The sequence below is a fragment of the Thioalkalivibrio sp. HL-Eb18 genome (assembly GCF_000364985.1).
Lineage (GTDB): Bacteria > Pseudomonadota > Gammaproteobacteria > Ectothiorhodospirales > Ectothiorhodospiraceae > Thioalkalivibrio.
On the sequence record NZ_KB822962.1, the window covers coordinates 235,568 to 259,725 of the forward strand.

23 protein-coding genes are annotated in these 24,158 nt (G+C 65.9%); 11 read left to right on the forward strand and 12 right to left on the reverse strand.

Translation table 11 applies throughout. The features are described 5' to 3' along the window. Nucleotides 1-81: 81 nt before the first annotated feature. Complete coding sequence (locus tag F813_RS0103830) at nt 82-1,095, reverse strand: class 1 fructose-bisphosphatase (protein WP_017925638.1); 1,014 nt, start codon at nt 1,093-1,095, stop codon at nt 82-84. 220 nt (nt 1,096-1,315) lie between these two features. Between F813_RS0103830 and F813_RS0103835 the strand changes: the two genes are divergently transcribed. After that, nucleotides 1,316-2,581, forward strand: a complete 1,266-nt coding sequence (locus F813_RS0103835; RefSeq protein WP_017925639.1) for a 6-phosphofructokinase — start codon at nt 1,316-1,318, stop codon at nt 2,579-2,581. A gap of 9 nt (nt 2,582-2,590) precedes the next feature. Here the strand turns inward: F813_RS0103835 and F813_RS0103840 are convergent, their stop codons facing one another. Next, nucleotides 2,591-2,830 (reverse strand): GDCCVxC domain-containing (seleno)protein, encoded by a 240-nt coding sequence (locus F813_RS0103840; RefSeq protein ID WP_012981502.1) that lies wholly within the window; start codon nt 2,828-2,830, stop codon nt 2,591-2,593. Between the two features lie 157 nt (nt 2,831-2,987). Here F813_RS0103840 and F813_RS0103845 point away from each other — a divergent pair, with 157 nt between their 5' ends. The 3 genes from F813_RS0103845 (at nt 2,988) to F813_RS0103855 (ending at nt 5,050) form a co-directional block, all read left to right on the forward strand. Then, nucleotides 2,988-3,425, forward strand: a complete 438-nt coding sequence (locus F813_RS0103845; RefSeq protein WP_026148128.1) for a hypothetical protein — start codon at nt 2,988-2,990, stop codon at nt 3,423-3,425. A gap of 169 nt (nt 3,426-3,594) precedes the next feature. Then, nucleotides 3,595-4,014 (forward strand): PA2779 family protein, encoded by a 420-nt coding sequence (locus F813_RS0103850; RefSeq protein WP_017925641.1) that lies wholly within the window; start codon nt 3,595-3,597, stop codon nt 4,012-4,014. A gap of 7 nt (nt 4,015-4,021) precedes the next feature. Then, nucleotides 4,022-5,050, forward strand: coding sequence for a PA2778 family cysteine peptidase (locus F813_RS0103855; RefSeq protein ID WP_038059957.1), 1,029 nt, complete (start codon nt 4,022-4,024; stop codon nt 5,048-5,050). 11 nt (nt 5,051-5,061) lie between these two features. Here the strand turns inward: F813_RS0103855 and F813_RS0103860 are convergent, their stop codons facing one another. Beyond that, nucleotides 5,062-5,289 carry a hypothetical protein gene (locus F813_RS0103860; RefSeq protein ID WP_012981506.1) on the reverse strand — a complete coding sequence of 76 codons (228 nt, stop codon included), beginning with the start codon at nt 5,287-5,289 and terminating at the stop codon, nt 5,062-5,064. Between the two features lie 142 nt (nt 5,290-5,431). Between F813_RS0103860 and coaD the strand changes: the two genes are divergently transcribed. The 3 genes from coaD to ggt are packed head-to-tail and all read left to right on the forward strand — an operon-like array spanning nt 5,432 to nt 7,914. Then, nucleotides 5,432-5,923: a pantetheine-phosphate adenylyltransferase gene (gene coaD / locus F813_RS0103865; RefSeq protein WP_017925643.1), complete on the forward strand. Its 492-nt coding sequence runs from the start codon at nt 5,432-5,434 to the stop codon at nt 5,921-5,923. A gap of 33 nt (nt 5,924-5,956) precedes the next feature. Continuing rightward, on the forward strand, nt 5,957-6,205 hold the full coding sequence (locus F813_RS0103870; protein ID WP_012981508.1) for a YfhL family 4Fe-4S dicluster ferredoxin: 249 nt from the start codon (nt 5,957-5,959) through the stop codon (nt 6,203-6,205). A gap of 2 nt (nt 6,206-6,207) precedes the next feature. Beyond that, entirely contained in the window at nt 6,208-7,914 is a 1,707-nt protein-coding gene (gene ggt, locus F813_RS0103875; RefSeq protein WP_017925644.1) for a gamma-glutamyltransferase, read from the forward strand. A gap of 141 nt (nt 7,915-8,055) precedes the next feature. On the opposite strand, the gene rpsT is transcribed toward ggt, so the two are convergent. Then, entirely contained in the window at nt 8,056-8,325 is a 270-nt protein-coding gene (gene rpsT / locus F813_RS0103880; protein ID WP_012981510.1) for a 30S ribosomal protein S20, read from the reverse strand. A gap of 156 nt (nt 8,326-8,481) precedes the next feature. Here rpsT and F813_RS0103885 point away from each other — a divergent pair, with 156 nt between their 5' ends. Continuing rightward, entirely contained in the window at nt 8,482-9,012 is a 531-nt protein-coding gene (locus F813_RS0103885) for a DsrE family protein (protein WP_017925646.1), read from the forward strand. A 326-nt stretch (nt 9,013-9,338) separates the two neighbouring features. On the opposite strand, the gene uvrD is transcribed toward F813_RS0103885, so the two are convergent. After that, the gene (gene uvrD / locus F813_RS0103890) at nt 9,339-11,546 is read right to left on the reverse strand and encodes a DNA helicase II (protein ID WP_026148131.1); all 2,208 of its coding nucleotides are present in this window, start codon (nt 11,544-11,546) and stop codon (nt 9,339-9,341) included. A gap of 177 nt (nt 11,547-11,723) precedes the next feature. Between uvrD and F813_RS0103895 the strand changes: the two genes are divergently transcribed. Together F813_RS0103895 and odhB are read left to right on the forward strand one after the other, a co-directional pair. After that, entirely contained in the window at nt 11,724-14,525 is a 2,802-nt protein-coding gene (locus tag F813_RS0103895; RefSeq protein WP_017925648.1) for a 2-oxoglutarate dehydrogenase E1 component, read from the forward strand. A gap of 28 nt (nt 14,526-14,553) precedes the next feature. Continuing rightward, complete coding sequence (gene odhB / locus F813_RS0103900) at nt 14,554-15,867, forward strand: 2-oxoglutarate dehydrogenase complex dihydrolipoyllysine-residue succinyltransferase (RefSeq protein WP_012981514.1); 1,314 nt, start codon at nt 14,554-14,556, stop codon at nt 15,865-15,867. A gap of 143 nt (nt 15,868-16,010) precedes the next feature. Here the strand turns inward: odhB and F813_RS0103905 are convergent, their stop codons facing one another. The 6 genes from F813_RS0103905 to F813_RS0103930 all read right to left on the reverse strand — a co-directional run bounded on the left by F813_RS0103905 (nt 16,011) and on the right by F813_RS0103930 (nt 22,078). Further along, entirely contained in the window at nt 16,011-16,847 is an 837-nt protein-coding gene (locus F813_RS0103905; RefSeq protein WP_012981515.1) for a PhnD/SsuA/transferrin family substrate-binding protein, read from the reverse strand. Further along, nucleotides 16,844-18,184 carry a diguanylate cyclase gene (locus F813_RS0103910; protein WP_012981516.1) on the reverse strand — a complete coding sequence of 447 codons (1,341 nt, stop codon included), beginning with the start codon at nt 18,182-18,184 and terminating at the stop codon, nt 16,844-16,846. Before F813_RS0103910 ends, F813_RS0103905 begins: the two co-directional genes overlap by 4 nt. Before the next feature lie 160 nt (nt 18,185-18,344). Beyond that, entirely contained in the window at nt 18,345-20,030 is a 1,686-nt protein-coding gene (gene ubiB / locus F813_RS0103915) for a ubiquinone biosynthesis regulatory protein kinase UbiB (protein WP_012981517.1), read from the reverse strand. Continuing rightward, nucleotides 20,030-20,665, reverse strand: a complete 636-nt coding sequence (locus tag F813_RS0103920) for an SCP2 domain-containing protein (protein ID WP_012981518.1) — start codon at nt 20,663-20,665, stop codon at nt 20,030-20,032. The genes ubiB and F813_RS0103920 overlap by 1 nt, the downstream gene beginning before the upstream one ends. A 284-nt stretch (nt 20,666-20,949) precedes the next feature. Further along, nucleotides 20,950-21,699, reverse strand: coding sequence for a bifunctional demethylmenaquinone methyltransferase/2-methoxy-6-polyprenyl-1,4-benzoquinol methylase UbiE (ubiE, locus tag F813_RS0103925; RefSeq protein ID WP_012981519.1), 750 nt, complete (start codon nt 21,697-21,699; stop codon nt 20,950-20,952). 13 nt (nt 21,700-21,712) lie between these two features. Continuing rightward, nucleotides 21,713-22,078, reverse strand: a complete 366-nt coding sequence (locus F813_RS0103930; protein ID WP_012981520.1) for a gamma-butyrobetaine hydroxylase-like domain-containing protein — start codon at nt 22,076-22,078, stop codon at nt 21,713-21,715. 845 nt (nt 22,079-22,923) lie between these two features. Between F813_RS0103930 and F813_RS0103935 the strand changes: the two genes are divergently transcribed. Then, a complete protein-coding gene (locus F813_RS0103935; protein ID WP_012981521.1) occupies nt 22,924-23,823 on the forward strand; it encodes a hypothetical protein in 900 nt (299 codons plus the stop codon). Here F813_RS0103935 and F813_RS0103940 read toward each other — a convergent pair. Further along, nucleotides 23,820-24,158 (reverse strand): IS630 family transposase (locus tag F813_RS0103940; RefSeq protein WP_017925650.1); only part of this gene is annotated, 339 nt, incomplete at its 5' end. The genes F813_RS0103935 and F813_RS0103940 overlap by 4 nt on opposite strands.

Sequence of the window (24,158 nt, forward strand, 5' to 3'; positions counted from 1 at the left end):
CACGTGACAACAGCTGTCTTCCGGGCACAAAAAAGCCCGGCGCCTTGCGGGGCCGGGCTTGCGCTGCCAGGGGCGTGGGGATCAGCCCTCGTTGTGGTAGCCGGTGATGCGCTCCACTTCGTTCTTCGCGCCCAGGACCACCGGCACGCGCTGGTGGATGCCCTCGGGGCTGATGTCCATGATGCGCTCGCGGCCGGTGGTGGCGGCGCCGCCGGCCTGTTCGACGATGAAGCTCATGGGGTTGGCCTCGTACATCAGGCGCAGCTTGCCGGTCGTGCCCTTGGCCTGCATCTTCGTGTCCATCGGGTACATGAACACCCCGCCACGGCACAGGATGCGGTGCACCTCGGCGACCATGGAGGCGACCCAGCGCATGTTGAAGTCCTTGCCGCGCGGGCCTTCCTTGCCGGCCAGGCATTCGTCGATGTAGCGCTTCATTGGCGCTTCCCAGAAACGGCTGTTGGACATGTTGACCGCAAACTCCTGGGTGTCCTCCGGGATCTGCACGGTGTCCTTGGTTAGCAGGAATTCACCGAAGTCCTTGTCCAGCGTGAACATCTTCACGCCCTGGCCGGTGGCCATCACCATCATCGTGGACGGGCCGTACAGGCAGTAACCGGCGGCGACCTGCTTGGTGCCCGGCTGCAGGAAGTCTTCGGTCTTCGGATCGGTCACGCCCTCGGGGGCCTTCAGGATCGAGAAGATGGTGCCGACGGAGACGTTCACATCGATGTTGGAGGAGCCGTCCAGCGGGTCGAACAGGACCAGGTAGTGACCGCGCGGCGCGTCGGCCGGCATCTCGCAGATCTCTTCCATTTCCTCGGAGGCCAGGCCGGCCGCGTGGCCGTTGTGGCTCAGGCTCTCGATGAACACCTCGTTGGTGATGATGTCGAGCTTCTTCTGCGTCTCGCCCTGCACGTTCTCGGAACCGGCGGAGCCGAGCACGCCAACCAGATCGCCCTTGTCGACGAGGTTGGAGATCTTCTTGCACGCCACGGAGATGTCGTTCAGCAGACCAGTGAATTCGCCGGTCGCGCCCTGAATGCCGCGCTGGGTTTCGATGATGCAGTTGGTCAGAGTGGTACCGATATGCATGATGCAATCCTGATGCTGTTGTGAATCGGGCGACACGGCGCGAAATGGGGCACAGCAGCCCCCTCGCGGGGCGAACGGCCCCGGCGCGCCGGGTGTCAAAGGCGGCATAGTGTAGCAAAAGCACCCTATGTGGCCGATCTGTAGCCCTGATGGCGACGCGACGGCCCTGGCACTGCGTTTGCTCGCCATTCGGGACCCCCAACAAAAATGGAGGATTTATATGCCGCAGAACGCGCTGTACGCCCAGTCGGGCGGGGTCACCGCCGTCATCAACGCCAGTGCCTGGGGGGTGATCGAGGCGGTCCGCGCTCACCCGGCCCATTTCGGCAAGATCTATGCGGCGCGGGATGGCATCCTGGGTGTCCTGCGTGAAGAGATCATCGACCTCGACCACGAGGATCCGCTGACCCTGGCCGCCCTGCGCCATACGCCCGGGGGTGCGTTCGGCTCCTGTCGCTTCGACCTGGGTGACCCCGACAAGGACCCGGAGCAGTACGAGCGTCTGGTCGAGGTCTTCCGCGCCCATGACATCGGCACCTTCTTCTACAACGGCGGTGGCGGCTCCATGGATACCGCGCTGAAGATCGCGAAGATGGGTGAGCGCATGGGCTTTCCGATCAGGGCGATCGGCGTGCCCAAGACGATCGACAACGACCTTGCCGTGACCGACTCGAGCCCGGGCTTTGGTTCCGCCGCCAAGTTCATCGCCACCGTGGTGCGCGAGGCCAGTCTGGATGTCGAGTCCATGCATACCAGCTCCACCAAGGTGTTCGTGATGGAGGTGATGGGTCGCCATGCCGGCTGGCTGGCGGCCGCCGCGGCGCTGGCGCAGGAGTTCGACGGCCAGCCGCCCATGCTGATCCTGTTCGCCGAGGTCCCGTTCGACCAGGACGACTTCCTGGACCACCTGAACCGCACCATCGAGCGTCACGGGTATTGTGTGGTGGTCGTCTCCGAGGGGCTCAAGAATCCCGACGGCGGCCTGTTCTCGGTCGCCCAGAGCCACGACGTCTACGCCTACACCCAGCTCGGCGGCGCCGCCCCGCGCCTGGCCGAACTGATCCGCGAGAAGACCGGGCACAAGCTGCACTGGGCAGTGGTGGACTACATCCAGCGTGCCGCGCGCCATATCGCGTCGAAGGTGGATGTGGAGCAGGCTTATGCCTGCGGCCGCGCGGCGGTGGAGGGTGTGGTCGCGGGAGAGGACGCTTTCATGCCGATTATCCGTCGCGACTCCAACAAGCCCTATCGCTGGAGTATCGGGTTCACCCATCTCGAGACTGTCGCCGACATCGAGCAGGGCATGCCGCGCAACTACATCACCCCGGACGGCTACGGCATCACCCAGGCGGCCCGTGACTACCTGCGCCCGCTGATCCAGGGCGAGGACGCCCCCCCATTCGAGCAGGGCCTGCCCTGCTACCCGCGCATTCGTGGCGAACTGCTTCCCAAACGGTGCACACCGTTCGAGGTCAGGAGCGACTAGGCGTGGCGATCACTCTGCCGCGGGCTTGGCGGGTGTGCAGCATCCGCCGGGGCCTTCCTGCTGGATGGGCGGGCAGGGCGCGGTGCCGTAGGAGCAGAACACGCAGCAATCCCCCGGAAGTGGCCTCAGCAGCGTGCCGCAGCCGGTGCATTCGTAGAACCACTGGCAGGCGTCGGTGGGCATCGTTTCCGTCTTCTGGTGCCCGCATTCGGGGCAGGTCAGCATCGAATCCAGAACGATCTCATTCATCTGCGTTTCAGGCGAACAGGTCATGATCAGCAATGTACAGGGACCCCCTCTGGGGAAAAAACCCCGTGGGGCGCCCGGAAACGGCATATCCAGCACAAGCCGGGCGTCTAATGTGTGATGAAGGTCCCGCAAGAGGACCAGTCGAAGTCCAGAGACTGTGGAGGAGATCATGAAGAGCCAAACCCTGAACCGGACGCTGGCGGGCTTTGCGGCCGTCGCCTTGATGGGGGCTTTCGCCGCCCCGGGCACGGTGTCGGCACAAGGTGCTTACTGGCTACCGGCCGATGGTTCGCCCGATGACGTCAAGGTCGAATACCGGCTGCGCGATCATGGCTGCGACAACGTGCGCGGCGAGTGGCGCGTCGTGAACGAGAGCGAAGACTACGTCGATGTGACCGTGACCAAGACGGCCTACACCTGCCCTGGCGAGCTCGACGATGACGTGCGCACCACGGTGCGCCGCTTTGGCACGATTGCGCCGGGCGACATGCGCGAGCGCACGCGCGATGACAGCGTCTGCGGCGGGGCCTGGGCGCGTTCGGTCGAAGTGCTCGAGTACGACATCGAAAAGGTCGATCCGCCCGAAGAGAGCTGATCCAGTTCGCGTTTCGTGGTCCGTGTTCCCCTGAACGGGTCTTGATAGCGTGACCGGGCGCGAAAAAATAAGTGATTCGGGGCTTGGCGCATCCGAGCCGGCGGGTACACTGAAAAGGTGTCACTCCGGCGGATTGCCGGTCCTGTTCAATCGAAAAAGGAGTTCGACCATGTCCCACGCACCGCATCGTCGTTGGTTGTCCGCCCCCGCCGCGTTCCTGATTGCCTTGGCGCTGGCCCTGTTGCCCGCGACCCCGGCGTTCGCCGGCGTGGGAATGCTGGATACGGGCTCCATGATTCAGCAGGCCAGCGCGGATGACACCCGCGCGCAGCTGCTCAAGCAGCTGGATGATCAGGCCGTGCGCGAGAAGCTGGTCGAGATGGGTGTGGATCCCGACCGGGCCCAGGAGCGCGTCGCCCGCCTGACTCCGGAAGAGCTCGCCCACCTCGAGGCCCGCATGGAAACCGATCCGGCCGGTGCCGCCGGCGTGGTCGGTGTGGTTGCCATCGTGTTCGTCGTGCTCGTGATCCTGGACGCGGTCGGCGTGACCGACATCTTCTCGTTCGTCGGTCCCGCCCGCGAGCGCTAGGCCTTTCATGGCATCTGTCTACTGGCGGCGAGCCCCCGGGCTCGCCGCACTCGTTTGCGGTCTGTTTGCCGTGCTCTGGCTCAGCGGTTGTGCCACGGCACCGCAGAGCGCACAGCTCTCCAGTGAGGCCCCGGAGAACTTGCCTGTGCGCGTGGAACTGGAAGATACCCCGTTCTTCCCGCAGGAGGATTACCAGTGCGGCCCGGCGGCGCTGGCGACTGTGCTGGGCGCACGCGGGATCGATGCCTCGCTGGAAGAGCTGATCGACGAGGTCTACATCCCGGCCCGCGAGGGTAGTCTGCAAGCCGAGATGCGTGCCGCGGCGCGTGCGCGTGACCTGGTCGCCTACCGGGTGGAGCCGCAGCTGGAATCCATCCTGCGCGAGGTGGCAGAGGGCAACCCGGTCGTGGTGTTCCAGAACCTCGGGGTCGCGATGTTCCCCGAATGGCACTTTGCCGTGGTAATGGGCTACGACCTGGAGGAGCGCGAGGTGTATCTGCGCAGCGGGCCTATCGAGCGCCACGTGAATTCGTTCGCCCGCTTCGAACGCACCTGGGCGCGCGGCGATCGCTGGGCCTTCCTGGTGATCGAACCGGATCAACTGCCGGCCACGGCCGAGCCGCTGCGCTGGCTGCGTGCGGTGAACGAACTGGAGCAGGTGGGTCGTCTGGGCCCGGCCGCCACGGGGTATCAGACCGCAATGGAGCGCTGGCCGGAGCACCCGATCGGCTATGTCGGGCGGGCGAATGTGGCCTTTGCCCAGGGCGATCTGCCAACGGCGGAGGACGCCCTGCGCCAGTTGATCGAGCGGGACCCGCAACGGCACGAGGGCTGGAACAACCTGGCCCATGTGCTGATTGCCCGCCAGTGCGGCGAGCAGGCCCGCGAGGCCGCCAGTTGCGCGGGCGAACTGGCCGGCCCCGGGAGCTATGCGCCTACCCTGGGGGCGGCGGCCGGGGCACCTGACGACGGCGCTCAGTGCCGCGCCCTGCCGCCCTGCCCTGCGGCGCTGGAAGCCCGCGCGCCGCAGGAGTAGCGGGCGGCCCGTCAGGCCTTGCGCTTGTCCAGGGTCTGTTCGGCGTGTTTGAGAACCAGCCCCAGGTTCTGTTTCTCGACGTCCGTGACCTGCGGGTCTTCCTTCACGGCGTGGCGCAAGTGCTCGACCAGTTGCGCCAGTTCGTCGCGCGAAATCTGGTGGAAGTTGAACCCGCCCCCGTAGCGGGCCTCGAGCTGGTCCCAGTAATCGGCGAGCGGCGGACGGTAGTCATCGGTCATCGGTAGCCCTTGATGGCGGTGGACGAGACGGGGCAGTGTAAAGCCTGTCCAGGCGATTTCCGAACATGCCCGGGTGGGGGTGTTTGGTGTGCCACCCCCCCTTGCGGTCTAATACGGGCCTTGTTCCCTGCTGGCTGTTGGCATGCCCCAAGTCACTGCGATCTACCCCGGCACTTTCGACCCGATTACCCACGGGCACACGGACATCGTGCGCCGCGCCGCGCGCCTGTTCGACCGCGTGGTGATCGCGGTAGCCGCCAATCCGAACAAGGGCCCGGCCTTTCCGCTGGAGACCCGTGTCGCGCTGGCGGAGGAGGCCGTGAAAGGGATCGAAGGGGTCGAGGTGCAAGGTTTCAACGTGCTGCTGGCCAAGTTCGTTCATGCGCAGGGGGCCAACGTAATCCTGCGCGGCCTGCGTGCGGTGTCCGACTTCGAGCACGAATTTCAGCTGGCGGCCATGAACCGTCAGTTGGCTCCCGAGGTCGAAACGCTGTTCCTGACCCCGGCGGAGGAATACAGCTTTGTCTCCTCCAGTCTGGTACGGGAAATCGCCCGTTTGGGCGGCGACGTCTCAAAATTCGTAAGCCCCGGTGTGGCGCGCATGCTGGCCGAACAAAACGGCCTGGAGCACTAGCCGGGCCCTGCGACTGGATACGAGGACAACCCCATGGCCCTGATGATCACCGACGAATGCATCAACTGCGATGTCTGCGAGCCCGAGTGCCCGAACGAGGCCATCTACCCCGGCGACGAGATCTACGAGATCGACCCGGAGCGCTGTACCGAGTGCGTCGGGCATTACGACGAACCGCAGTGCCAGGATGTCTGCCCGGTCGACTGCATCCCGCTGGACCCTGACCGCAAGGAGACGCGCGAGCAGTTGCAGGCGAAGTACGAGAAGCTGATGGGCGCGTAACGATGCTGGCGCGCCTGCTCCCCGTCGTCCTGGCCGCCGCCGCGCTGCTGGCAGCGCCCGTTCAGGCCGAGGGGCCCGGCCAGGGGGCGGTGGCCTCCGCTCATCCGGAGGCCACCGCGGCGGGCGAGCGTATCCTCGCCGCGGGCGGCAATGCGTTCGATGCCGCCGTTGCCGTGACCGCCGCGCTCGGCGTGGCCGAACCCTATGGCTCCGGCCTGGGGGGCGGCGGGTTTTTCCTGCTCTATGACGCGGAGAACGACCGCAGCGTGATGCTGGACGCCCGCGAGACAGCCCCGGGCGAGGCGCATCGCGACATGTACCTGGACGACGATGGCGAGGTGGTCGAAGGGTTGTCACTCGACGGGGTGCTCGCCGCCGGGATCCCCGGCATGCCGGCCGGGATCGATCACCTGTCCCGCCACTACGGCAACCTGCCACTCGGCGATACTCTGGAGCCGGCCATCCGTCTGGCCGAGGACGGGGTCGAGGTGGGCAGCCGCTACAACCAGATGGCCAGTTTCCGCCGCCAGGCGCTGCGGGATGGCGCGGATGCCGCTCAGATCTTCCTCGATAATGGCGCTGTGCCCGACGCGGGCATGCGCCTCGTGCAACCGGATCTGGCCGATACCCTGCGCCGCCTGGCCGAAGAGGGTCGTGACGGCTTCTACACAGGCGCCCTGGCCGAGCGGCTGGTCGAAGGGGTGCGCGAAGTCGGCGGCATCTGGACGCTGGAAGACCTTGAGGGCTACGAGGTCGTGGAGCGCGACCCGATCCACATCGAATATCGCGGCGCGCAGATCACCACCGCCTCACCGCCGTCCTCGGGCGGCATCGCCCTGGGGCAGATCCTGAACATCCTGTCGTTCTACGACCTTGACGAACTGGCCCCGGATCTGCGCGCGCACCTGACCATCGAGGCGATGCGCCGCGCTTACCGCGACCGGGCCGAATATCTCGGCGATCCGGACCACGTCGATATGCCGCTGGAGCGGCTGCTGTCGCGTGACTACGCGGCCGGATTGCGGGCCACCATTCATCCGGACGAGGCTACGCCCAGCCGCTATCTGCCGCTATCGGTGGACCCACAGGCGGATGTTCCGGACCCGGCGCAGGCCGCCGAGAGCCCGGAGACGACGCACTTCTCCGTGATCGACGCCGATGGCAACCGCGTGGCCGCCACGCTGACGCTGAACTACCCATTCGGTTCCGGCTATGTGGTGCCCGGAACCGGGGTCCTGCTGAACAACGAGATGGACGACTTCTCGGCCAAGCCGGGCGAGCCCAATGCCTACGGGCTGATTGGGTTCGAGGCCAACGCGATTGCCCCGTATCGGCGGCCCCTGTCGAGCATGAGCCCGACCTTTGTCGAGACCGATGATCGCGTGGCGATCCTGGGCACCCCGGGGGGCAGCCGCATCATCACCATGGTGCTACACGGCATTCTGGGCGTGGTGGAAGGACTGGATGCGGAGACGATCGTCGAGCAGCCGCGATACCACCACCAGTACCTGCCGGACCGTGTGGAACACGAGACGAGCGCGTTCGACATGGAGACGCGTGGACAGTTGGTGTCGCGAGGCCACCGCCTGGTGCCGCAGGTGCGCCCCTTCGGGGACATGCAGGTGATCCTGTGGGAGCGCGGGGAAGGGCGGCTGGAGGCAGCCTCCGACCCGCGTGGCGAGGGCGGCGCCCGCGTGCTCTCCGAGTAACCGAGTCGCCATTCGCACCCGGTTGCCGCGGTTGCAATGTTTTCCTGCAGCGAGCTACGCAAAAAACCGCGCCCGGATCATGTCCGGGCGCGGCTTGGCAGGCAATCCCGTTCGGGGCCGGGCCCCGAACGGCCGGGGCATTTAGCCCTGGGCCAGGTCGCGGATGCGGGCGTTCAGGCGGCTCTTGTGGCGCGCCGCCTTGTTCCGGTGGATCAGCCCCTTGCTCACGGTCGCGTCGATGACCGGCACGGCCTTCTTGTAGGCCTCGCTGGCTGCCTGGGCATCGCCCTGTTGCAGTGGCTTCAGCACAGCCTTCATGGCCGTGCGGAAACGGGAGCGCAGCGCCATGTTGTGAGCGCGATTCTTGACCGCCTGACGGGCCCGCTTACGGGCAGAAGCAATATTCGCCAAAGTACTTCCCTCGCGTTGATGCGCTAGGTTCTGAAAGGCGGCAGAGCATACCCGGAGCCCGGGGCGGCGTCAACCGTGGTGCGTCCGTTATGGATGGTGTAGCCGGGCCGCAACGTCTACTGTATAAGACAAGACCACACCACAAGGAGAACCACGATGTTTCCGCTCTCCCGCGCCGTTCGTATGGCACGCCTGCCCGGTTTTGCGATGGCCCTGATGCTGACGGGGCTGCTGCTCGCCGCGCTGGCGTTCACGCCTCGCGCCGAGGCCATGGAGCCCGAGGCCAAGGTGGTGTATCACGCCGATTTCGCTGATCCCCGCCGCTTCTCCGCGATGCTGACCAGCATCAACAACATGATGACGTACTACCAGGACGAGTTCATGGACGTGGACGTGCGCATCGTGTTTGTGGCCCACGGCATCCGTTTCCTGACCGATGACGATCTCGCCGATACCCCGTTCGAGGCCGACGAGGAACTCAAGGAAGAGCGCGATACCCTGCGTGGTCGCCTGATGAGCCTTGCCAGCACCCATGGCGTCAAGCTGGAGCTGTGCGAGATCACCCGTTCGCAGATCGGCCTGGACCAGGACGAGGTCTATGATCACGTCGAGTTCGTGCCTTCGGGCGTGGTGCGCATCGCCGAGCTGCAAAACGAGAAGGGCTTTGCCTACATCAAGATCGAGTAACGGCCCTTCGCGTGCTCCATCTGAAGCCCCGCCTCGGCGGGGCTTTTTTGTGCCACCGCGAAGCGCACGAAGGAGGTCGAGTGCGATTGCACCACGGAGGGCACGGAGAAACCGAGCGAAGAGGGGCAGGATGTGATGAATGGAGCGAATCGCATCTTGTTGTTGATGAGTCCGTCATCGCGAGAAGCGAAGCGACGTGGCGATCGGGGTGGGATTCCCTCCAGTGTTACCCAAAAGATTGCCGCGCTGCGCTCGCAATGACTGCCCTTCGGATCGATCCCACGCCTTCTCTGTGCCCTCCGTGGTGCAACAAAGGGGAATTTCGCCTAACTCAGAACTTCCAGTTTGGCGAAGCCGAGCACCAGCCACTTGGAACCGGCGTGGGCGAAGTTCACCTGGACCCGGGCCGAGTTGCCGGCCCCCTCGAACTGGGTGACCAGCCCCTCGCCGAATTTCGCGTGATGCACGCGCGCGCCGATCGCCAGGCCCGCCGCGGAGGCCTCGGCGGCCTGCACATCCATGGACCCGAAGCCCGCCGTCTTCTGCCGGGCTGCCGCGAAACGCCCGGCGCCGTAGGGCGAGGCCTGCGGGCGCAGCACCTCCAGCGCGTCCTCCGGGATCTCGTTGATGAAGCGCGAGGCGACGTTGTAGGACTCGCGCCCGTACAGCCGCCGCGTCTCGGCGTGGATCAGGTACAGCTCCTTCTCGGCGCGGGTCATGCCGACGTAGGCCAGGCGGCGTTCCTCCTCGAGCCGCCCCGGCTCTTCCAGCGAACGCGCATTGGGGAACAGGCCCTCCTCCATGCCGGTGAGGAATACCAGCGGGAACTCCAGGCCCTTGGCCGAGTGCAGGGTCATCATCTGTACCGCGTCTTCATGCGGATCGGCCGCGCCCTCGCCGGCCTCCAGCGCCGCGTGGGCGAGGAATTCGGTCAGGCGATTGCCCTCGCCCTCCTCGCTCTCGGCGGTGGAATCCATGTCGAAGGCGCGCGCCGCACCCACCAGCTCGTCCAGGTTCTCCAGGCGCGCCTCGCCGCGCTCGCCCTTCTCCTTCTTGTAGTGCTCGCGCAGCTGCGCTCGCTCGATTGCCTGCTCCACCTGGTCCGCCAGCGGCTGGCGCGGCAGCTCCTGCTGCAGGGTGCGGATCAGTTGCACGAAGCCGGCGACGGCGTTGCGCGCGCGCCCGGGGAGGGCATCGACATCCACCGCGTGGGTGGCGGCCTGTAGCAGGCTGGTGTCCGCCGCCTGGGCCGCTTGGCGCAGGCCCTCCAGGGTCTTTTCGCCGATCCCGCGCGGCGGTTGATTGACCACGCGCAGGAAGGCGGCGTCGTCGTCGCCGTTGCCGGCCAGGCGCAGGTAGGCCAGGGCGTCGCGGATTTCCTGGCGCTCGAAGAAGCGCAGGCCGCCATAGACGCGGTAGGGCATGCGCCGGCCGATGAAGGTCTCTTCCAGCACGCGCGACTGGGCATTGGAGCGATAGAGCACCGCGCACTCGCGGTACAGCCCGCCCTCGTCCACGTGGCGGGCGATGGTCTCGGCGATGAAGCGTGCCTCTTCCTGCTCGTTCAGCGCGGTGTACAGGCGGACCGGTGCTCCCTCCTTGTCCTCGGTCCAGAGCTCCTTGCCGAGGCGCCCGGCGTTGTGCCGGATCAGGGCGTTGGCCGCGTTCAGGATGTTGGCGCTGGAGCGGTAGTTCTGCTCCAGGCGTACGACCTGGGTGCCCGGGTAGTCCTGCTGGAAATGCTGGATGTTCTCGATCTTCGCGCCGCGCCAGCCGTAGATGGACTGATCGTCGTCACCCACCGCGAACACCGGGCTGTCGCCGGCCAGCAGGCGCAGCCAGGCGTACTGGATGTCGTTGGTGTCCTGGAACTCGTCGACCAGCACATGGCGAAAGCGCGTGCGGTAGTGCTCCAGCAGCGCCTTGTTGTCGCGCAGCAGCTCCAGCGAGCGCAGCATCAGCTCGGCGAAGTCCACCACGCCGGCACGCTCGCAGGCCTGCTGGTAGGTGGTGTAGATGCGCACCCACTGGCGCGCGACCGGGTCACCGGTATCCGGAAGGTGCTCCGGGCGGGCGCCCTCGTCCTTGCGCGCGTTGATGTACCACTGCGCCTGCTTCGGTGGCCAGCGCGCCTCGTCCAGTTCCAGGCCGCGCAGCACACGTTTGACCATGCGCAGCTGGTCGTCGGAGTCGAGAATCTGGAAGCCCTGCGGCAGCCGCGCGTCCTGCCAGTGCTGGCGCAGCAGGCGGTGGGCCAGCCCGTGGAACGTACCGACCCACAATCCGGTCGCCGGGTGGCCCAGCAGCGCCTCGATGCGCCCGCGCATCTCGGCCGCCGCCTTGTTGGTGAAGGTGACCGCCAGCAGGCTGTGCGGGGCCACGCCCTCGACACCGATCAGCCAGGCGATGCGGTGTACCAGCACGCGGGTCTTGCCGGAGCCGGCGCCGGCCAGCACCAGCAGCGGCTGTGGAGGGGCGGCCACGGCCTCGCGCTGGGCCGGGTTCAGGGAATCGAGCAGGGGGGAGACATCCATGCGCGAATGGTAGGGAAACCCGGCCGGAATCGCACGTTGTGCACGCGGGACGTGTGCCTTCCGCCGCGCAAACGCGCTACTCTCGGTCACAACCGTCATCGGCCCTGCGCGGGGAACCTCGCCGCCGAGACGAGTCCCAAGTAGTAACACCGCGCACGAGCAATCGGAACATCGCGAATGAATGACATGCCCTCGCTGCACCGGCTGGATACGCCGGTCTCCGGACAGGAGCTACACCCGGACAACCTGCTTTTCGCTGAGACCCTGCTGGAACGCTACCGCGAGGACCCGGAGTCGGTTCCGCCAGCCTGGGCCGACTACTTCCGCTCGCTGGAGAGCGCGCCGCGTCGAGAGCGCCGTCGGCGTTCCAGCGATCGTCCGGATCTGGCCCATGAGCAGTTGCAGATCCGGGTGCTGCAGTTCATCAACTCCTATCGCTACCTGGGCCACTTCGGGGCGCGGCTGGATCCGCTGGAGCGCGAGGCCCCCGAGCCGCCGGTGGAGCTGAGCCGGGAGTATCACGGCCTGGACCGCGTGGGCCCGGAGATCCTGTTTGACCCGGGTTCCCTGTTCATCGAGGGCCCGGTCTCCCTGGACACGATCGAGCGGGTCCTGCGCGAGACCTACTGCGCGAGTATCGGCGCCGAGTACATGCACATCGCGGCGACCGAGGAGAAGCGCTGGTTGCAGGAGCGGCTGGAGTCGGTTCATGGGCACTTCGGCTTCGGCGACGAGACGCGGCTGGCCATCCTCGAACGCCTGACGGCGGCCGAGGGGCTGGAGCGCTATCTGCATCGGCGCTATGTCGGACAGAAGCGCTTCTCCCTGGAAGGGGCGGAGAGCCTGATCCCGCTGCTGAATGCGCTGGTCCAGCGCGGTGGTGCGCGCGGGCTGCAGGAGGTCGTCCTGGGCATGGCGCATCGTGGGCGCCTGAATGTGCTGGTCAACCTGTTCGGCAAGGCCCCTGCGGATCTGGCCGGCGAGTTCGAGGGCCGCCCGCGCGACGACCGGGGTACCGGGGACGTCAAGTACCACATGGGCTTCTCCTCGAATGTCGAGACGCCTGGCGGCCCGATCCATCTGGCGCTGGCGTTCAACCCCTCGCATCTGGAGATCGTGACGCCCGTGGTAGAGGGATCGGTGCGCGCCCGCCAGGTGCGCATCGGCGACCGCAAGGGCAGTCGGGTGATGCCCGTGGTGATCCATGGCGATGCCGCCTTCGCCGGACAGGGCGTGGTCATGGAAACCCTGAACATGTCCCAGACCCGGGGCTTCTCCACCAAGGGCACGGTGCACGTGGTGGTGAACAACCAGATCGGATTTACCACATCGACCCTGAAGGACGCACGTTCGACACATTACGCGACCGACGTCGCCAAGATGGTGAATGCGCCGATCCTGCACGTGAACGGCGACGACCCCGAGGCTGTGGTATTCGTCACCCAGGTCGCGTTGGACTACCGCATGCGCTTCGGCAAGGACGTAGTGATCGACCTGGTCTGTTACCGCCGCCAGGGGCATAACGAGGCCGACGAGCCGGCCGCCACGCAGCCGCACATGTACCGCCGTATCCGCGACCTGCCGACCACCCGCGAGCTTTATGCCCGCACACTAATCGAGGCCGGGTTGACCGAGGAGAAGACCCAGGACGAGGCGTTCGAGGCCTATCGCGCCCGCCTGGATGCCGGCGAGCCAGTGGCCCTGTCGCTGCACGACGACGGGCATGGCACCACAACCAACTGGGCGCCCTATGTGAACCAGACCTGGGATCAGGATGTGGAGACGGGCGTGGAGAGCGCGCGCCTGTCGCGTATGCTCGGCCAGCTATCGACACCGCCGGAGGGTTTTCAGGTCCACCCGCGTGTGCAGAAAATCCTCGACGCCCGCTGCGCGATGGCAGCAGGCGAACAGCCGCTGGACTGGGGCGCGGCCGAGACGCTGGCCTACGGCACGCTGATCCAGGACGGCTACCGTATTCGCCTGTCCGGTCAGGACTCCGGGCGCGGTACATTCTTCCACCGCCACGCGGTGCTGCATGACCAGGAGACCGGGAAGGCGCTAGTGCCGCTGCGCCGGCTGGATCCGGATCACCCGCGCTTTCTGGTCATCGATTCGCTGCTGTCCGAGGAAGGCGTGCTCGCATTCGAGTACGGCTATTCAACGGCCGCGCCGGAGGCCCTGGTGGTCTGGGAGGCGCAGTTCGGTGACTTCGTGAACGGCGCGCAGGTGGTGATCGACCAGTTCATTTCTTCCGGCGAGCAGAAGTGGGGCCGTCTGTGCGGGCTGACGCTGCTGCTGCCGCATGGTTACGAGGGGCAGGGTCCGGAGCATTCCTCGGCCCGGCCCGAGCGCTTCCTGCAACTGGCGGCGCAGGAGAACATGCAGGTCTGTGTACCGACCACACCCGCGCAGATTTTCCATCTGCTGCGCCGGCAGATGGTACGCCCCTACCGCAAGCCGCTCGTCGTGATGACGCCTAAGAGTCTGCTGCGGCACCAGGATGCGGTCTCCGATCTCGCGGCGCTGGCGCACGGTCAGTACCAGACGGTCATCGACGACGCACGCATCGAGGACCCCCAGGCCGTCAAGCGTGTGTTGCTGACCAGCGGGCGCATCTACTATGACCTTGCTTCAAGCCAGTCCGAGGGGCAGCACTGGGATGTCGCGATCCTGCGCCTGGAGCAGTGCTACCCGTTCCCTGAAGAGCGTCTTACCGAATTGCTGGGACGCTACCCGCACGCGGAGGAGTTCGTCTGGGTGCAGGACGAGCCGGAGAACCAGGGCTATCTGGGATTCCTGGCGCCGCGCATCAATCCACTGCTGACGGTGCGTGGTCAGACGCTGCACGCAGTCGCGCGGCCCCCGGCCGCCGCGCCGGCGGTCGGCTACCCGGAGGTTCACAAGGCGCAGTTGAAGGATCTGCTCGAACGCGCGTTCGGTCCGATCAGCTCGCGCGATACCCCGCACCCCACGCCCTGAATATTGACGCACAGCACAAGGAAGCGAGATGGCATCCGATCCCACCCCGATCCAGGTCCCTGAACTCCCGGAGTCTGTCGCCGATGCGACCGTGGTCGCCCTGCACAAGAAGGCGGGCGACGCGGTCAAGCGCGATGAACTGATCGCCGAGCTCGAGACCGACAAGGTCGTGCTCGAGGTCTCTGCTCCGTCCGCCGGCACTTTGACCGCGCTGGAGGTTAGCGAGGGCGATGTGGTGAAGACGGATGCGGTGATTGGCTATCTGAGCGCGGCCGACGAGGCCGCCGCGGATGATGTCGACGCCGAAGAAGAGGCCTCGACGCCCGCTCAGGACCCCCGCGAGTCCACCGACACGAAGGCAGAGTCTTCGTGGTCCGAGAAGGATGACCGAGCCCAGGCCGCCGCAAAGGCCACGCCTGATCGTGCCTCGGGCTCTGCGCCGCCCACTCCCAGTCCGGCCGTGCGCCGCCTGCTGCAGGAGGCCGGGCTGAAGCCCGAAGATGTCGAGGGCACGGGCGAGGATGGTCGGATTCTGCGCGAGGATGTCGAGCGTGCGCAGGCCGCCCGCTCGAGTGCGGGTCAGGCCTCGTCACCCGCTCCCAAAGCCGAACGGTCCCCGGCGCGAGAGCCCGCGCCGACGGCAGGCGGTATCGAGCGTGTCCCGATGACGCGGCTGCGCGCGCGGATCGCCGAGCGGCTGCTGGAGGCCAAGCAGTCCACCGCGATGCTGACGACTTTCAACGAGATCGACATGTCCGCCGCGATGGACCTGCGCGCGCGCTACAAGGAGACCTTCGAGAAGCGCCACTCGATCAAGCTGGGCTTCATGGGCCTGTTCGTGGCCGCCGCCAGCCGCGCGCTGGAGCGCTTTCCGATCATCAATGCCGCGCTCGATGGTGAGGAGATCGTCTATCACCACTACAGCGATATCGGCATCGCCGTCTCCTCCCCGCGCGGCCTGGTGGTTCCGGTGCTGCGCGACACGGGCAATGCATCCATCTCGGAGATCGAACGGCGCATCCGCGACTTCGCCGAGCGCGCTCGTGACGGCAAGCTGGACATCGACGAGTTGCGCGGCGGCACCTTCACGATCACCAACGGCGGGGTGTTCGGCTCGCTGTTTTCCACCCCGATCGTGAACCCGCCGCAAAGCGCCATCCTCGGCATGCACGCGATCAAGGAGCGCCCCGTCGCGGTGGACGGCCAGGTCGTGATCCGCCCGATGATGTATGTCGCCCTCTCCTACGACCACCGTCTGGTCGACGGTGCCGATGCCGTCCGCTTCCTCGTCGCCATCAAGGACGCGATCGAGGATCCGGCGCGCCTGCTGCTTGACGTCTGACCCCCCCCATCGTTCCGGTCCGCCCCGAACCGCCCTCCTGTAGGAGGTCAGCCCCCTGACCGATGGGGCGTCGGCCAGGCCCTTATCGGTCAGGGGGCTGGCCTCCTGCAGCCGTCAGGGCCGAAGGTGGAGCAGGTTCGCCCTCAGTCGAACGGCGCGATCAGTTCACGTATCACGTCGTAGTCGGCGTCGCTGACCGGGGCGAACCCGTCATAGCTCTCGTCCAGCGCGCGCAGGGCTGGCCCCGAGGCGGGGTCGTCCGCGCGGGCGGCCAGCAATACCTCGCGGATGCGTTCGCGCAGCGCCGGGTCCAGCCCGTCACGTGCAGCGATCACGTACGGGGGCAGTAGTGGCGACTCGTGCAGGATGCGGATGCCGTTGCCCTCCCATTCGTACGCGGTGGTGTCCTTCAGGATGCCGGCATCGAAGTCACCGTTGATCACCCCGCGCACGATGTTGTCGTAGTGCCCGAGGAAGTGGTACTCGCCCAGTTCGTCCAGGGTGACGCCGGCATTGACCACGGTGGCCCGCTGCAGCAGCGCCGCCTCGTCGCCGAATGCGAAACGCTTCCCGACCAGGCCCTGCGGGGTCTCCAGCGGACTGTCCTCGCGCACGACCAGCATCAGGCGAAAGGCTTCCTCGCCCTTGGTGACGGTGCGCACCAGCGGCTCGACCTGGCCGCGGTCACGGGCGCGGATGTAGGCCACCGGGGTCAGATAGGCGATATCCGAACGCCCCTCTGCGACTTCGCGAATCGCGTCCGGCATGTTCGGCGACAGGCGCAGGCCGACCTCCATGCCCAGTTCCGCCGACAGATAGTCCGTCACCGGTTCCAGCCGGCTGAGCATGCGCGCCGGAATATCCATCGCCACCGAGCCGAAGATCAGTTCGCCTTCCTCCTCGTCCATCTCGCCGGCCGCCCCCATGGGCAGGGCCAGCAGCCCCGCCAGCAATGCCCCAAGCCATCCTGTCCTGTTCATCCCTTGTCTCCTGATTGGTCTTGCCCGAGCGGATCTTCCGCGGCGAGCGTGGTGTAATCAGTCACGCGGTTGCGACCCCGCCGCTTGCTGGCGTACATCGCCTGATCCGCCGCCCGGCAGAGTGCGCGGGTGGTGGTGAGATCGTCCTCCAGCGATAGCCAGGCGACGCCAATGCTGACAGTGATGGATGCTCGCGCGCCGTCGTCAAGCGCCACCTCCATCGCCGCAACTGCCTCGCGCAGTGCCTCCGCGATGGCGAGCGCATCCTCGGGTTCGGCGCGACGCAGGAAGACCGCGAACTCCTCGCCGCCGAGGCGGCAGACCAGATCGGTCGTGCGGACCCGGTCCTGCAACAGCTCGGCGAAACGCCGCAGGATCCGGTCGCCCCCTTCGTGTCCGTGGGTGTCGTTGATCTGCTTGAAGGCGTCGAGATCCAGGATCAGCAGGCTCGCGGGATCTCCGTGGCGGCGGAACAGGGCCACGTCCTTCTCGATCGCTTCCTGAAAGGCGCGCCGATTACCCAACCCTGTCAGCGGGTCTGTCAGGGTCAGCTGTTCCAGCTCCATGTTGGAGGCCTCCAGTTCAGACTGCTGTCGCAGTAACTGGTCATAGGCCTCCTTGAGTTCGCGATCCGCTGCCTCGACTCGGCCGCGCAGCTGTTCATTGGCCGTGTTCAGCTGGGCACGCATCTGGTTGAACCGACGGGCCAGCTCGCCAATCTCGTCGCGGGATCCGACCGGAATGTCGCGCAGGATCACGCCGTTTTCGTCGACGTTCGACTCCAAAGACCGTGACACGCGCGTCAATGGCCCAATAATGATCCACGAGAGTGCGATGAATTCCGCCGCCGCGATCAGGGCGATGACCGCGACCTCGCGCTGGATCAGGGCGCGTTTTTGCTGCTGGAGCTGCGCAAGAATGGGCTCGATGCTGAGTTCCATTTCCAGGTAGCCCACGTCGCGGTCGTCGAGCATGATGGGGCGCTCGAACGCGACGCGTTCCAGTTCCTCGCGCTGGGGATGCTGCATCTCCGCCATGGTGTTACCGCGGTCGCTGATGACGCGCACATGCACTACGCCGCCGGCCTCGACGACCTGCTCCAGCAGCAGCTGCAAGGTGTGGTAGTCATAGCCGACCACGGGGTAGGCCAGGGAACGGGCGAGATAGTCGGCGGTCTCGGCGCCGCGGCGGTCGGTCTCGTCGAGCACATTGCGCTCGACATCGCGCAGCACCAGATAGCCGCTGATCGACAACGCGGTCAGCAGCACTGTCAGCAGGATCAGGACGACCTTCTGGCGGATCCCCAGCCGGAACAGTTGTCGACGCCCGTTGGTCATGCTTTTCCCCTGTATCCCATGTAGCAGGCGGGCCGTCCCGGGCGCGCGGGCCTGCACGTTACCGAGAGAGTAAAGAGGCCCGCCGGGGGCAACAAACAGGGTTCGTTAATACACGGGCGAAAGTCGGGCTCGGCGGTTGTGCGGTGCGGATAGACGGTCGTCAGTTGCGGTCGACAGGGCGTCGGTACGGGCCCGGGCGCAGGCCGAACAGCAGCATGGCGGCGCCGAGCAGGCCGAGTGGCCAGGCCGGCCAGGCCAGTCCGAGCCAGGTGGACACGTCGAGCTGGGTGGCCAGCCCGGCCAGGGCGAGCAGGCCTGCGCCCCCCCAGGCCTCGTGGCGCCGGCGGTTCTGGCGGCGCAGCCCCTCTTCCAGATCGCGGATCTGCTGGCGCAGGGCGGCGTCGCGGTCGGCGCGCTGCTCCTCCACCGTCAGGGCCTTTTCCAGGTGCATGGGCATCTCGGGCAGTTGGGCGAGCAACCGAGGCAGGTGCTGCTGCGCATTGCGGATGAATGCACGCACGCCCATGCGCTCGTGCATCCAGTCTTCGATGAACGGCTTGGCGGTGGTCCAAAGATCCAGCTGTGGATACAGCTGGCGGCCCAGGCCCTCGATGTTCAGCAGGGTTTTCTGCAACAGCACCAGCTGCGGCTGCACCTCCATGTTGAAGCGACGGGCGGTCTGGAACAGGCGCAGCAGGACTTGGCCGAAGGAGATCTCCTCCAGCGGGCGCTGGAAGATGGGCTCGCAGACGGTGCGGATGGCCGCCTCGAACTCGTCCACGCGGGTATCCTTCGGCACCCAGCCGGATTCCACGTGCAGTTCGGCTACGCGCCGGTAGTCGCGGTTGAAGAAGGCGTGGAAGTTCTCCGCCAGGTAGCGCTGGTCGGAGTCCAGCAGCGAGCCGACGATGCCGAAGTCCACCGCCAGGTAGGTCGGGTCGTCCGGGTGCGTAGCATCGACGAAGATGTTGCCCGGGTGCATGTCGGCATGGAAGAAGTTGTGTCGGAATACCTGAGTGAAGAAGATCTCCACCCCGCGTTCGGCCAGTAGCTTCAGGTCCACGTTACGTTCACGCAGCGCGGCGATGTCCGCGACCGGGATGCCGCCAATGCGCTCCATTACCAGCACGCTGCGACGGGTGTAGTCCCAGATGATCTCCGGGATGTACAGCAGGTGGCTGTCCTCGAAGTTGCGGTGGATCGCGGCGGCGTTCGCACCCTCGCGGATCAGGTCCAGCTCGTCGGTGACGGTCTTTTCGTACTCATCCACCACCTCGCGCGGGCGCAGACGCTTGGCCTCGGACCAGTAGCGATCGGCCAGGTCCGCGATCAGGTGCATCACCTCGAGATCCGCGCGGATGGTCTTGAGGATGCCGGGGCGCACGACCTTGACCACCACCTCGCGCCCGTCCTGCAGTGTGGCCGCGTGCACCTGGGCGATGGAGGCCGAGGCGATCGGGGTGTCCTCGAAGCGCGCGAAGGCGATCTCGATCGGGCGTTCCAGCTCCGATTCGATCAGGGCGCGTGCCTGCTCGAACGGGAACGGGGGCACGCGGTCCTGCAGGCGGGCCAGCTCCACCGCAATGTCATCCGGCAGCAAGTCGCGCCGGGTCGAGAGCATCTGCCCGAACTTGATGAAGATCGGACCCAGGTCTTCCAGCGCGCGGCGGATGCGCTCGCCGCGCGTACCCTCGGTGCGGCGGAACCAGTTCCAGGGGGCGAGATAGAGCAGGAAGCTGAGCGGGCGCAGCGGCTTCAGCGTGAACAGGATGACGTCCAGGCGATAGCGCACCAGGACCCGCGCAATGGTCCACAGCCGCAGCCCCCGGTACAGCGCGCGGCGCATCAGGCCTGCCGGTCGTCAGGAGCGGAGGCGTTGGCCTCTGGGGAGTGTCTCCCCAGCTGGCGCAGTCGCGCATCCAGCCGGGCGACATCGTCGCGCAGCGCGGCGACGTCGTCGGCGAAGGCCTCGAACGCACCGCCCGCCGGCAGCCACTCGAGTTCGTCGCGCAGGTAGTCGGCCGTGTCCTCGGCGGAGCGGCGGCCGAGGTGGCGCAGGCTGTCGCGTGCCTGATCCAGCAGGTCCCGCAGGGGTCCGGCCGCTCCGGCGCCGGCAAAGCGCTCGAACAACCCCTCCCAGTCGACCCCGGAGTCGCGCAGCGCATGCTGCAGATCGGAGAGCACGGTGGCATCGCCGGTGATGGTCAGCCCGGAGCGATCGTCACGCGCCATCGCCGCGGCCAGCGACAGCGGCGAGCCCGCCAGCTGCACGTCCACCGGTTCCTCGACACCGCCCACCACCTGCAGGCGGTCGGCAGCCCCGATCAGTGACAGTGCGATCCCCGGCGGTTCGATCACGACAGCGATCGCACGCCCGGCCAGGCGCGCCCGGTCCTTTTCCGGCGCGCTCGCCAGGTGTTCGTTCAGCGCGGCCTCGATCAGGGCCGTGAACGGGCTGGGCAGGGCGAAGGGTTCGGCCATCAAGGGAGACACTGATTAATGTACACGCTCGCGCTCGAGTCGCTTTTGCGTGCGAACAAGGCGCGGTGACTGCCGTGCAGTCATTCTGCACAAGGGAGCCGCAACGCCGTGCGCGCGCAAAAGCGGCCGAGCCCCTTCGCTTATTAAATTGTGGGGTTGGCACCCCAGGTTCCCCGATCCTGCGTTGTGCCGCTTACAGGTAGAACCACTACCTGTCGCACGACGCGCCTTGTCTTGGAAAACCTGGGGTACCAACGCGAGTGTGTACATTGATCAGTGTCTCCCTAGAACTTCGTGCCGCGGTGCAGGGCGACGATGCCGCCGGTCAGGTTGTCGTACTCGACCCGTTCCAGCCCGGCATCGCGCATCATCCCGGCCAGGGTCTCCTGATCCGGGTGCATGCGGATGGACTCCGCCAGGTAGCGGTAGCTGTCCGCATCGTTGGCGACCAGCTTGCCCATCAGCGGCAGCATCTTGAACGAATAGATGTCGTAGATCGGGCGCAGCGGCGCCATCGGCTGCGAGAACTCCAGCACCAGCACGCGCCCGCCCGGCTTGATCACCCGGCGCATCTCGGCCAGCGCGCGCTCCTTGCGGGTCACGTTGCGCAGGCCGAAGGCGATGGTCACGCGGTCGAAGTAGTCGTCCGGGTAGGGCAACTGCTCCGCATCCGCCTGCACAAAGTCGAGGTTGCCCACATGGCCCTCGTCCAGCATGCGGTCGCGCCCGGCCTCCAGCATCGAGGCGTTGATGTCGCAGACCACGATCTGCCCCTTCGGCCCGACGCGCGGCGCAAAGGCGCCGGCCAGGTCCCCGGTGCCGCCGGCCAGGTCCAGGATCTTCATGCCCGGGCGCACGCCGGTACGCTCCAGTGTGTAGCGCTTCCAGATGCGATGGACGCCCAGCGACATCAGGTCGTTCATCACGTCATAGCGCGAGGCGACCGAATGGAAGACCTCGCCGACCCGCGAGGCCTTCTCGGACTCGGGTACGGTCTGGTAGCCGAAGTGGGTCTTGCCAGGTTCTTCTTTCATCGAGGTGCCGTTGTCAGTGCGTCTTGCGCTCGTGTCCGGCTTCTTTCAGCCGATCCAGGTAATCCTGCCACAGACGCTCCTGGTCTGTGCCGAGCTCGTGCAGGTAGTCCCAGTCATAGATGCCGGTATCGTGGCCGTCGGAGAACACGAGTTTCACCGCATAATTGCCGACCGGCTCGATCTCGGTGATGTTCACATCCTCCTTGCCGACCTGCAGGACCTCCTGGCCCTTGCCGTGTCCGCGCACCTCGGCCGAGGGCGAATACACGCGCAGGAACTCGCAGGGCAACTCGAAATGCGAGCCGTCCGAATACGTCAGCTCCAGGATGCGCGACTTCTGATGCAGCTGGATATCGGTGGGTCGGTGGGTACTGCTCATGCGGCCTCCAGAATCCACAGTCCGGGCGCCGCCCGAACCGAATCAGCGGACCGCCAAACGGCGGCCATCAATGGACTGCGAGGATACCAGCCCTGCCGGCCCGCGTGGCATCTCCCCGTTCGGCGCGCCGGGTTGGTAAGGAAAAGCGGCTCAAGCGTGAACGCTTGCATGGATCACGACGTTTCCTCCTTGCGGAATCACGAGGCCTTCCTGTCGGGTCACCCGAGCGCGCGATCCGCCTGAGAAAGCCGCGACTGCATCTCTCCGTCCAGCCGGATGGGGGCCGGTGACAGCGGTGCTGGAATGAAGGCCCGACACCAGAGGGTTGGCGGACATATCGGCCCGCGCGTGATTAAGCGTCTGTTCCCTGCATAGAGACACCAGCCTTTCCCGTGGAAGCCACCGGGTCTCATATTAAACGCTGGCATTAATACTGCGATCAGCATGAAGCCATATTGAAAGCAGCCAATCAAAAGAAAGGTAGGCGGCTGAAGACCGACTCTGGCCGCACCAAACGGCTGATACCTGTTCTCGAGATCCGGGCTATTGGCGGCTTCTGCGAGTCGGGAAAGCCCCGATTCGCAAGCCAGGGGCGTCTTGACAGGACTTGGGAGCCGCATCAGAGTCTGCAACCTTAATCATGGAAAGGGAATGTCCATGACCTCGCCACGGATTGGCGCATTCGCCGTACCGGCACACCTCGATCTTGCAGCCACCATGACCTTTCGTGCTCCCACGCTCGCGCGGGTCGGATTCGGGCGGGCGCTCGATTGTCGCCGCGGAGGTTTTTGCCATCTCCCCTTGCGGTTCCAGTTGGACATATCACGAACCGCAAGAGGCGCTCCATGCTCTGGTTGATCGCCTATGTGATCGCACTGATCGCGGCGGCTGGCATCCTGTCCGAGCGATCACGGGCGCCCGTTCGGGCCAGGGTTCTGTTCGCCCTTGCCGTTCTCGCGGTGCCATTCGTGCTGGAGACCTTCGGCTGGATGCTCCTGGGGGATGAGCCCCATGATCTGATCGCCGCCCAGCTCGGGCTTCTGTCATACGTCATCGGCCCCATTCTGGTGGCCTGGTACTTCCTGTATCGCTATCCGCTGCCGGCATCCGCACGGCATGCCCCGAAACTGAAGAGCTTTCGTCTGGCGGTTGGCGCCTGGCATCGCCATATCCTCTTTCTTGGCTTCATGGCGTTTGTCGTGGTCGGGATAGGCGCCACATACAACCCGCTCACGCAATGGGCGTACGACCGTGTTGGCCAGCACAACCTCGAAAACGAGGTAGTCCGGGCCAAGCTGGCGGACCAGCACTTCGATATCCCGATGCGATATTTCGTGATTGACGCGTATGTGCCGCGTGGATACTGGCCGAAGGCCAAGAATCGCCGGGTGGATGTCGGCGCCCTGAGCGTCTACGTCATGTTGCCGGATCTGCGACCCTTCTATCCCGAAGAGGAACATCTCTGGAATCTGGAGGGTGGCGGCCGCGGTGACCGAGTTCGTATGACGATCCGGGAGGATGATTTTTCCGAACCCAATGTAAAGACGTTACGAGCGCGGGCCGCTGAATCAGGAGAGCCCCTCGCCCCGGAAACGGCAAAAACGTATGGCGTTGATCTGCACGATGTGGATGTGGACGCTTTTTTGTACGCCCGCAGTCTCCGCCTGTTTCCACGCGATGAATCCGAAGCGTGGTTTATCACCTGCACGAGTCCGGAGGACGTCCCTTCCCCTAGTGTTCTTTAACAAAAGTTCGTATTTTTATCGAGGCGATCGGTTAGACGGGCGATCGACGCGATAATTTGATCGGCTGTTTTGCGCCAGATGAACGGTCGAGGCTCATCGTTGTACGTCTTCAGGTATTCGCGGATGGAGTCTTCCAGTTCGCGAGTACTGCGATGCGATTGACGCTTGATCCAGCGCTGCGAGATGAGCGCGAAGAAGCGTTCGACCAGGTTGATCCAGGACGCCGAGGTCGGCGTGAAGTGCACGTGGTAGCGCGGTCGTGCAGCGAACCAGGCCCGAACCTTTTCGGTCTTGTGGGTGCCGTAGTTGTCCAGGATGAGGTGGACGTCGAGATC

Bases quoted from the DNA above. Each gene is read 5' to 3' on its own strand.
- F813_RS0103855 (WP_038059957.1), top strand. From the start codon at position 4,022: ATGGCATCTGTCTACTGGCGGCGAGCCCCCGGGCTCGCCGCACTCGTT.
- ubiB (WP_012981517.1), bottom strand. From the start codon at position 20,030: ATGCGCCGCGCGCTGTACCGGGGGCTGCGGCTGTGGACCATTGCGCGG.
- F813_RS0103905 (WP_012981515.1), bottom strand. From the start codon at position 16,847: ATGAACAGGACAGGATGGCTTGGGGCATTGCTGGCGGGGCTGCTGGCC.
- F813_RS0103850 (WP_017925641.1), top strand. From the start codon at position 3,595: ATGTCCCACGCACCGCATCGTCGTTGGTTGTCCGCCCCCGCCGCGTTC.
- ubiE (WP_012981519.1), bottom strand. From the start codon at position 21,699: ATGAAAGAAGAACCTGGCAAGACCCACTTCGGCTACCAGACCGTACCC.
- F813_RS0103920 (WP_012981518.1), bottom strand. From the start codon at position 20,665: ATGGCCGAACCCTTCGCCCTGCCCAGCCCGTTCACGGCCCTGATCGAG.
- F813_RS0103860 (WP_012981506.1), bottom strand. From the start codon at position 5,289: ATGACCGATGACTACCGTCCGCCGCTCGCCGATTACTGGGACCAGCTC.
- ggt (WP_017925644.1), top strand. From the start codon at position 6,208: ATGCTGGCGCGCCTGCTCCCCGTCGTCCTGGCCGCCGCCGCGCTGCTG.
- odhB (WP_012981514.1), top strand. From the start codon at position 14,554: ATGGCATCCGATCCCACCCCGATCCAGGTCCCTGAACTCCCGGAGTCT.
- uvrD (WP_026148131.1), bottom strand. From the start codon at position 11,546: ATGGATGTCTCCCCCCTGCTCGATTCCCTGAACCCGGCCCAGCGCGAG.
- coaD (WP_017925643.1), top strand. From the start codon at position 5,432: ATGCCCCAAGTCACTGCGATCTACCCCGGCACTTTCGACCCGATTACC.
- F813_RS0103830 (WP_017925638.1), bottom strand. From the start codon at position 1,095: ATGCATATCGGTACCACTCTGACCAACTGCATCATCGAAACCCAGCGC.
- F813_RS0103885 (WP_017925646.1), top strand. From the start codon at position 8,482: ATGTTTCCGCTCTCCCGCGCCGTTCGTATGGCACGCCTGCCCGGTTTT.
- F813_RS0103835 (WP_017925639.1), top strand. From the start codon at position 1,316: ATGCCGCAGAACGCGCTGTACGCCCAGTCGGGCGGGGTCACCGCCGTC.
- F813_RS0103895 (WP_017925648.1), top strand. From the start codon at position 11,724: ATGAATGACATGCCCTCGCTGCACCGGCTGGATACGCCGGTCTCCGGA.
- F813_RS0103935 (WP_012981521.1), top strand. From the start codon at position 22,924: ATGCTCTGGTTGATCGCCTATGTGATCGCACTGATCGCGGCGGCTGGC.
- F813_RS0103910 (WP_012981516.1), bottom strand. From the start codon at position 18,184: ATGACCAACGGGCGTCGACAACTGTTCCGGCTGGGGATCCGCCAGAAG.
- F813_RS0103840 (WP_012981502.1), bottom strand. From the start codon at position 2,830: ATGAATGAGATCGTTCTGGATTCGATGCTGACCTGCCCCGAATGCGGG.
- F813_RS0103870 (WP_012981508.1), top strand. From the start codon at position 5,957: ATGGCCCTGATGATCACCGACGAATGCATCAACTGCGATGTCTGCGAG.
- F813_RS0103930 (WP_012981520.1), bottom strand. From the start codon at position 22,078: ATGAGCAGTACCCACCGACCCACCGATATCCAGCTGCATCAGAAGTCG.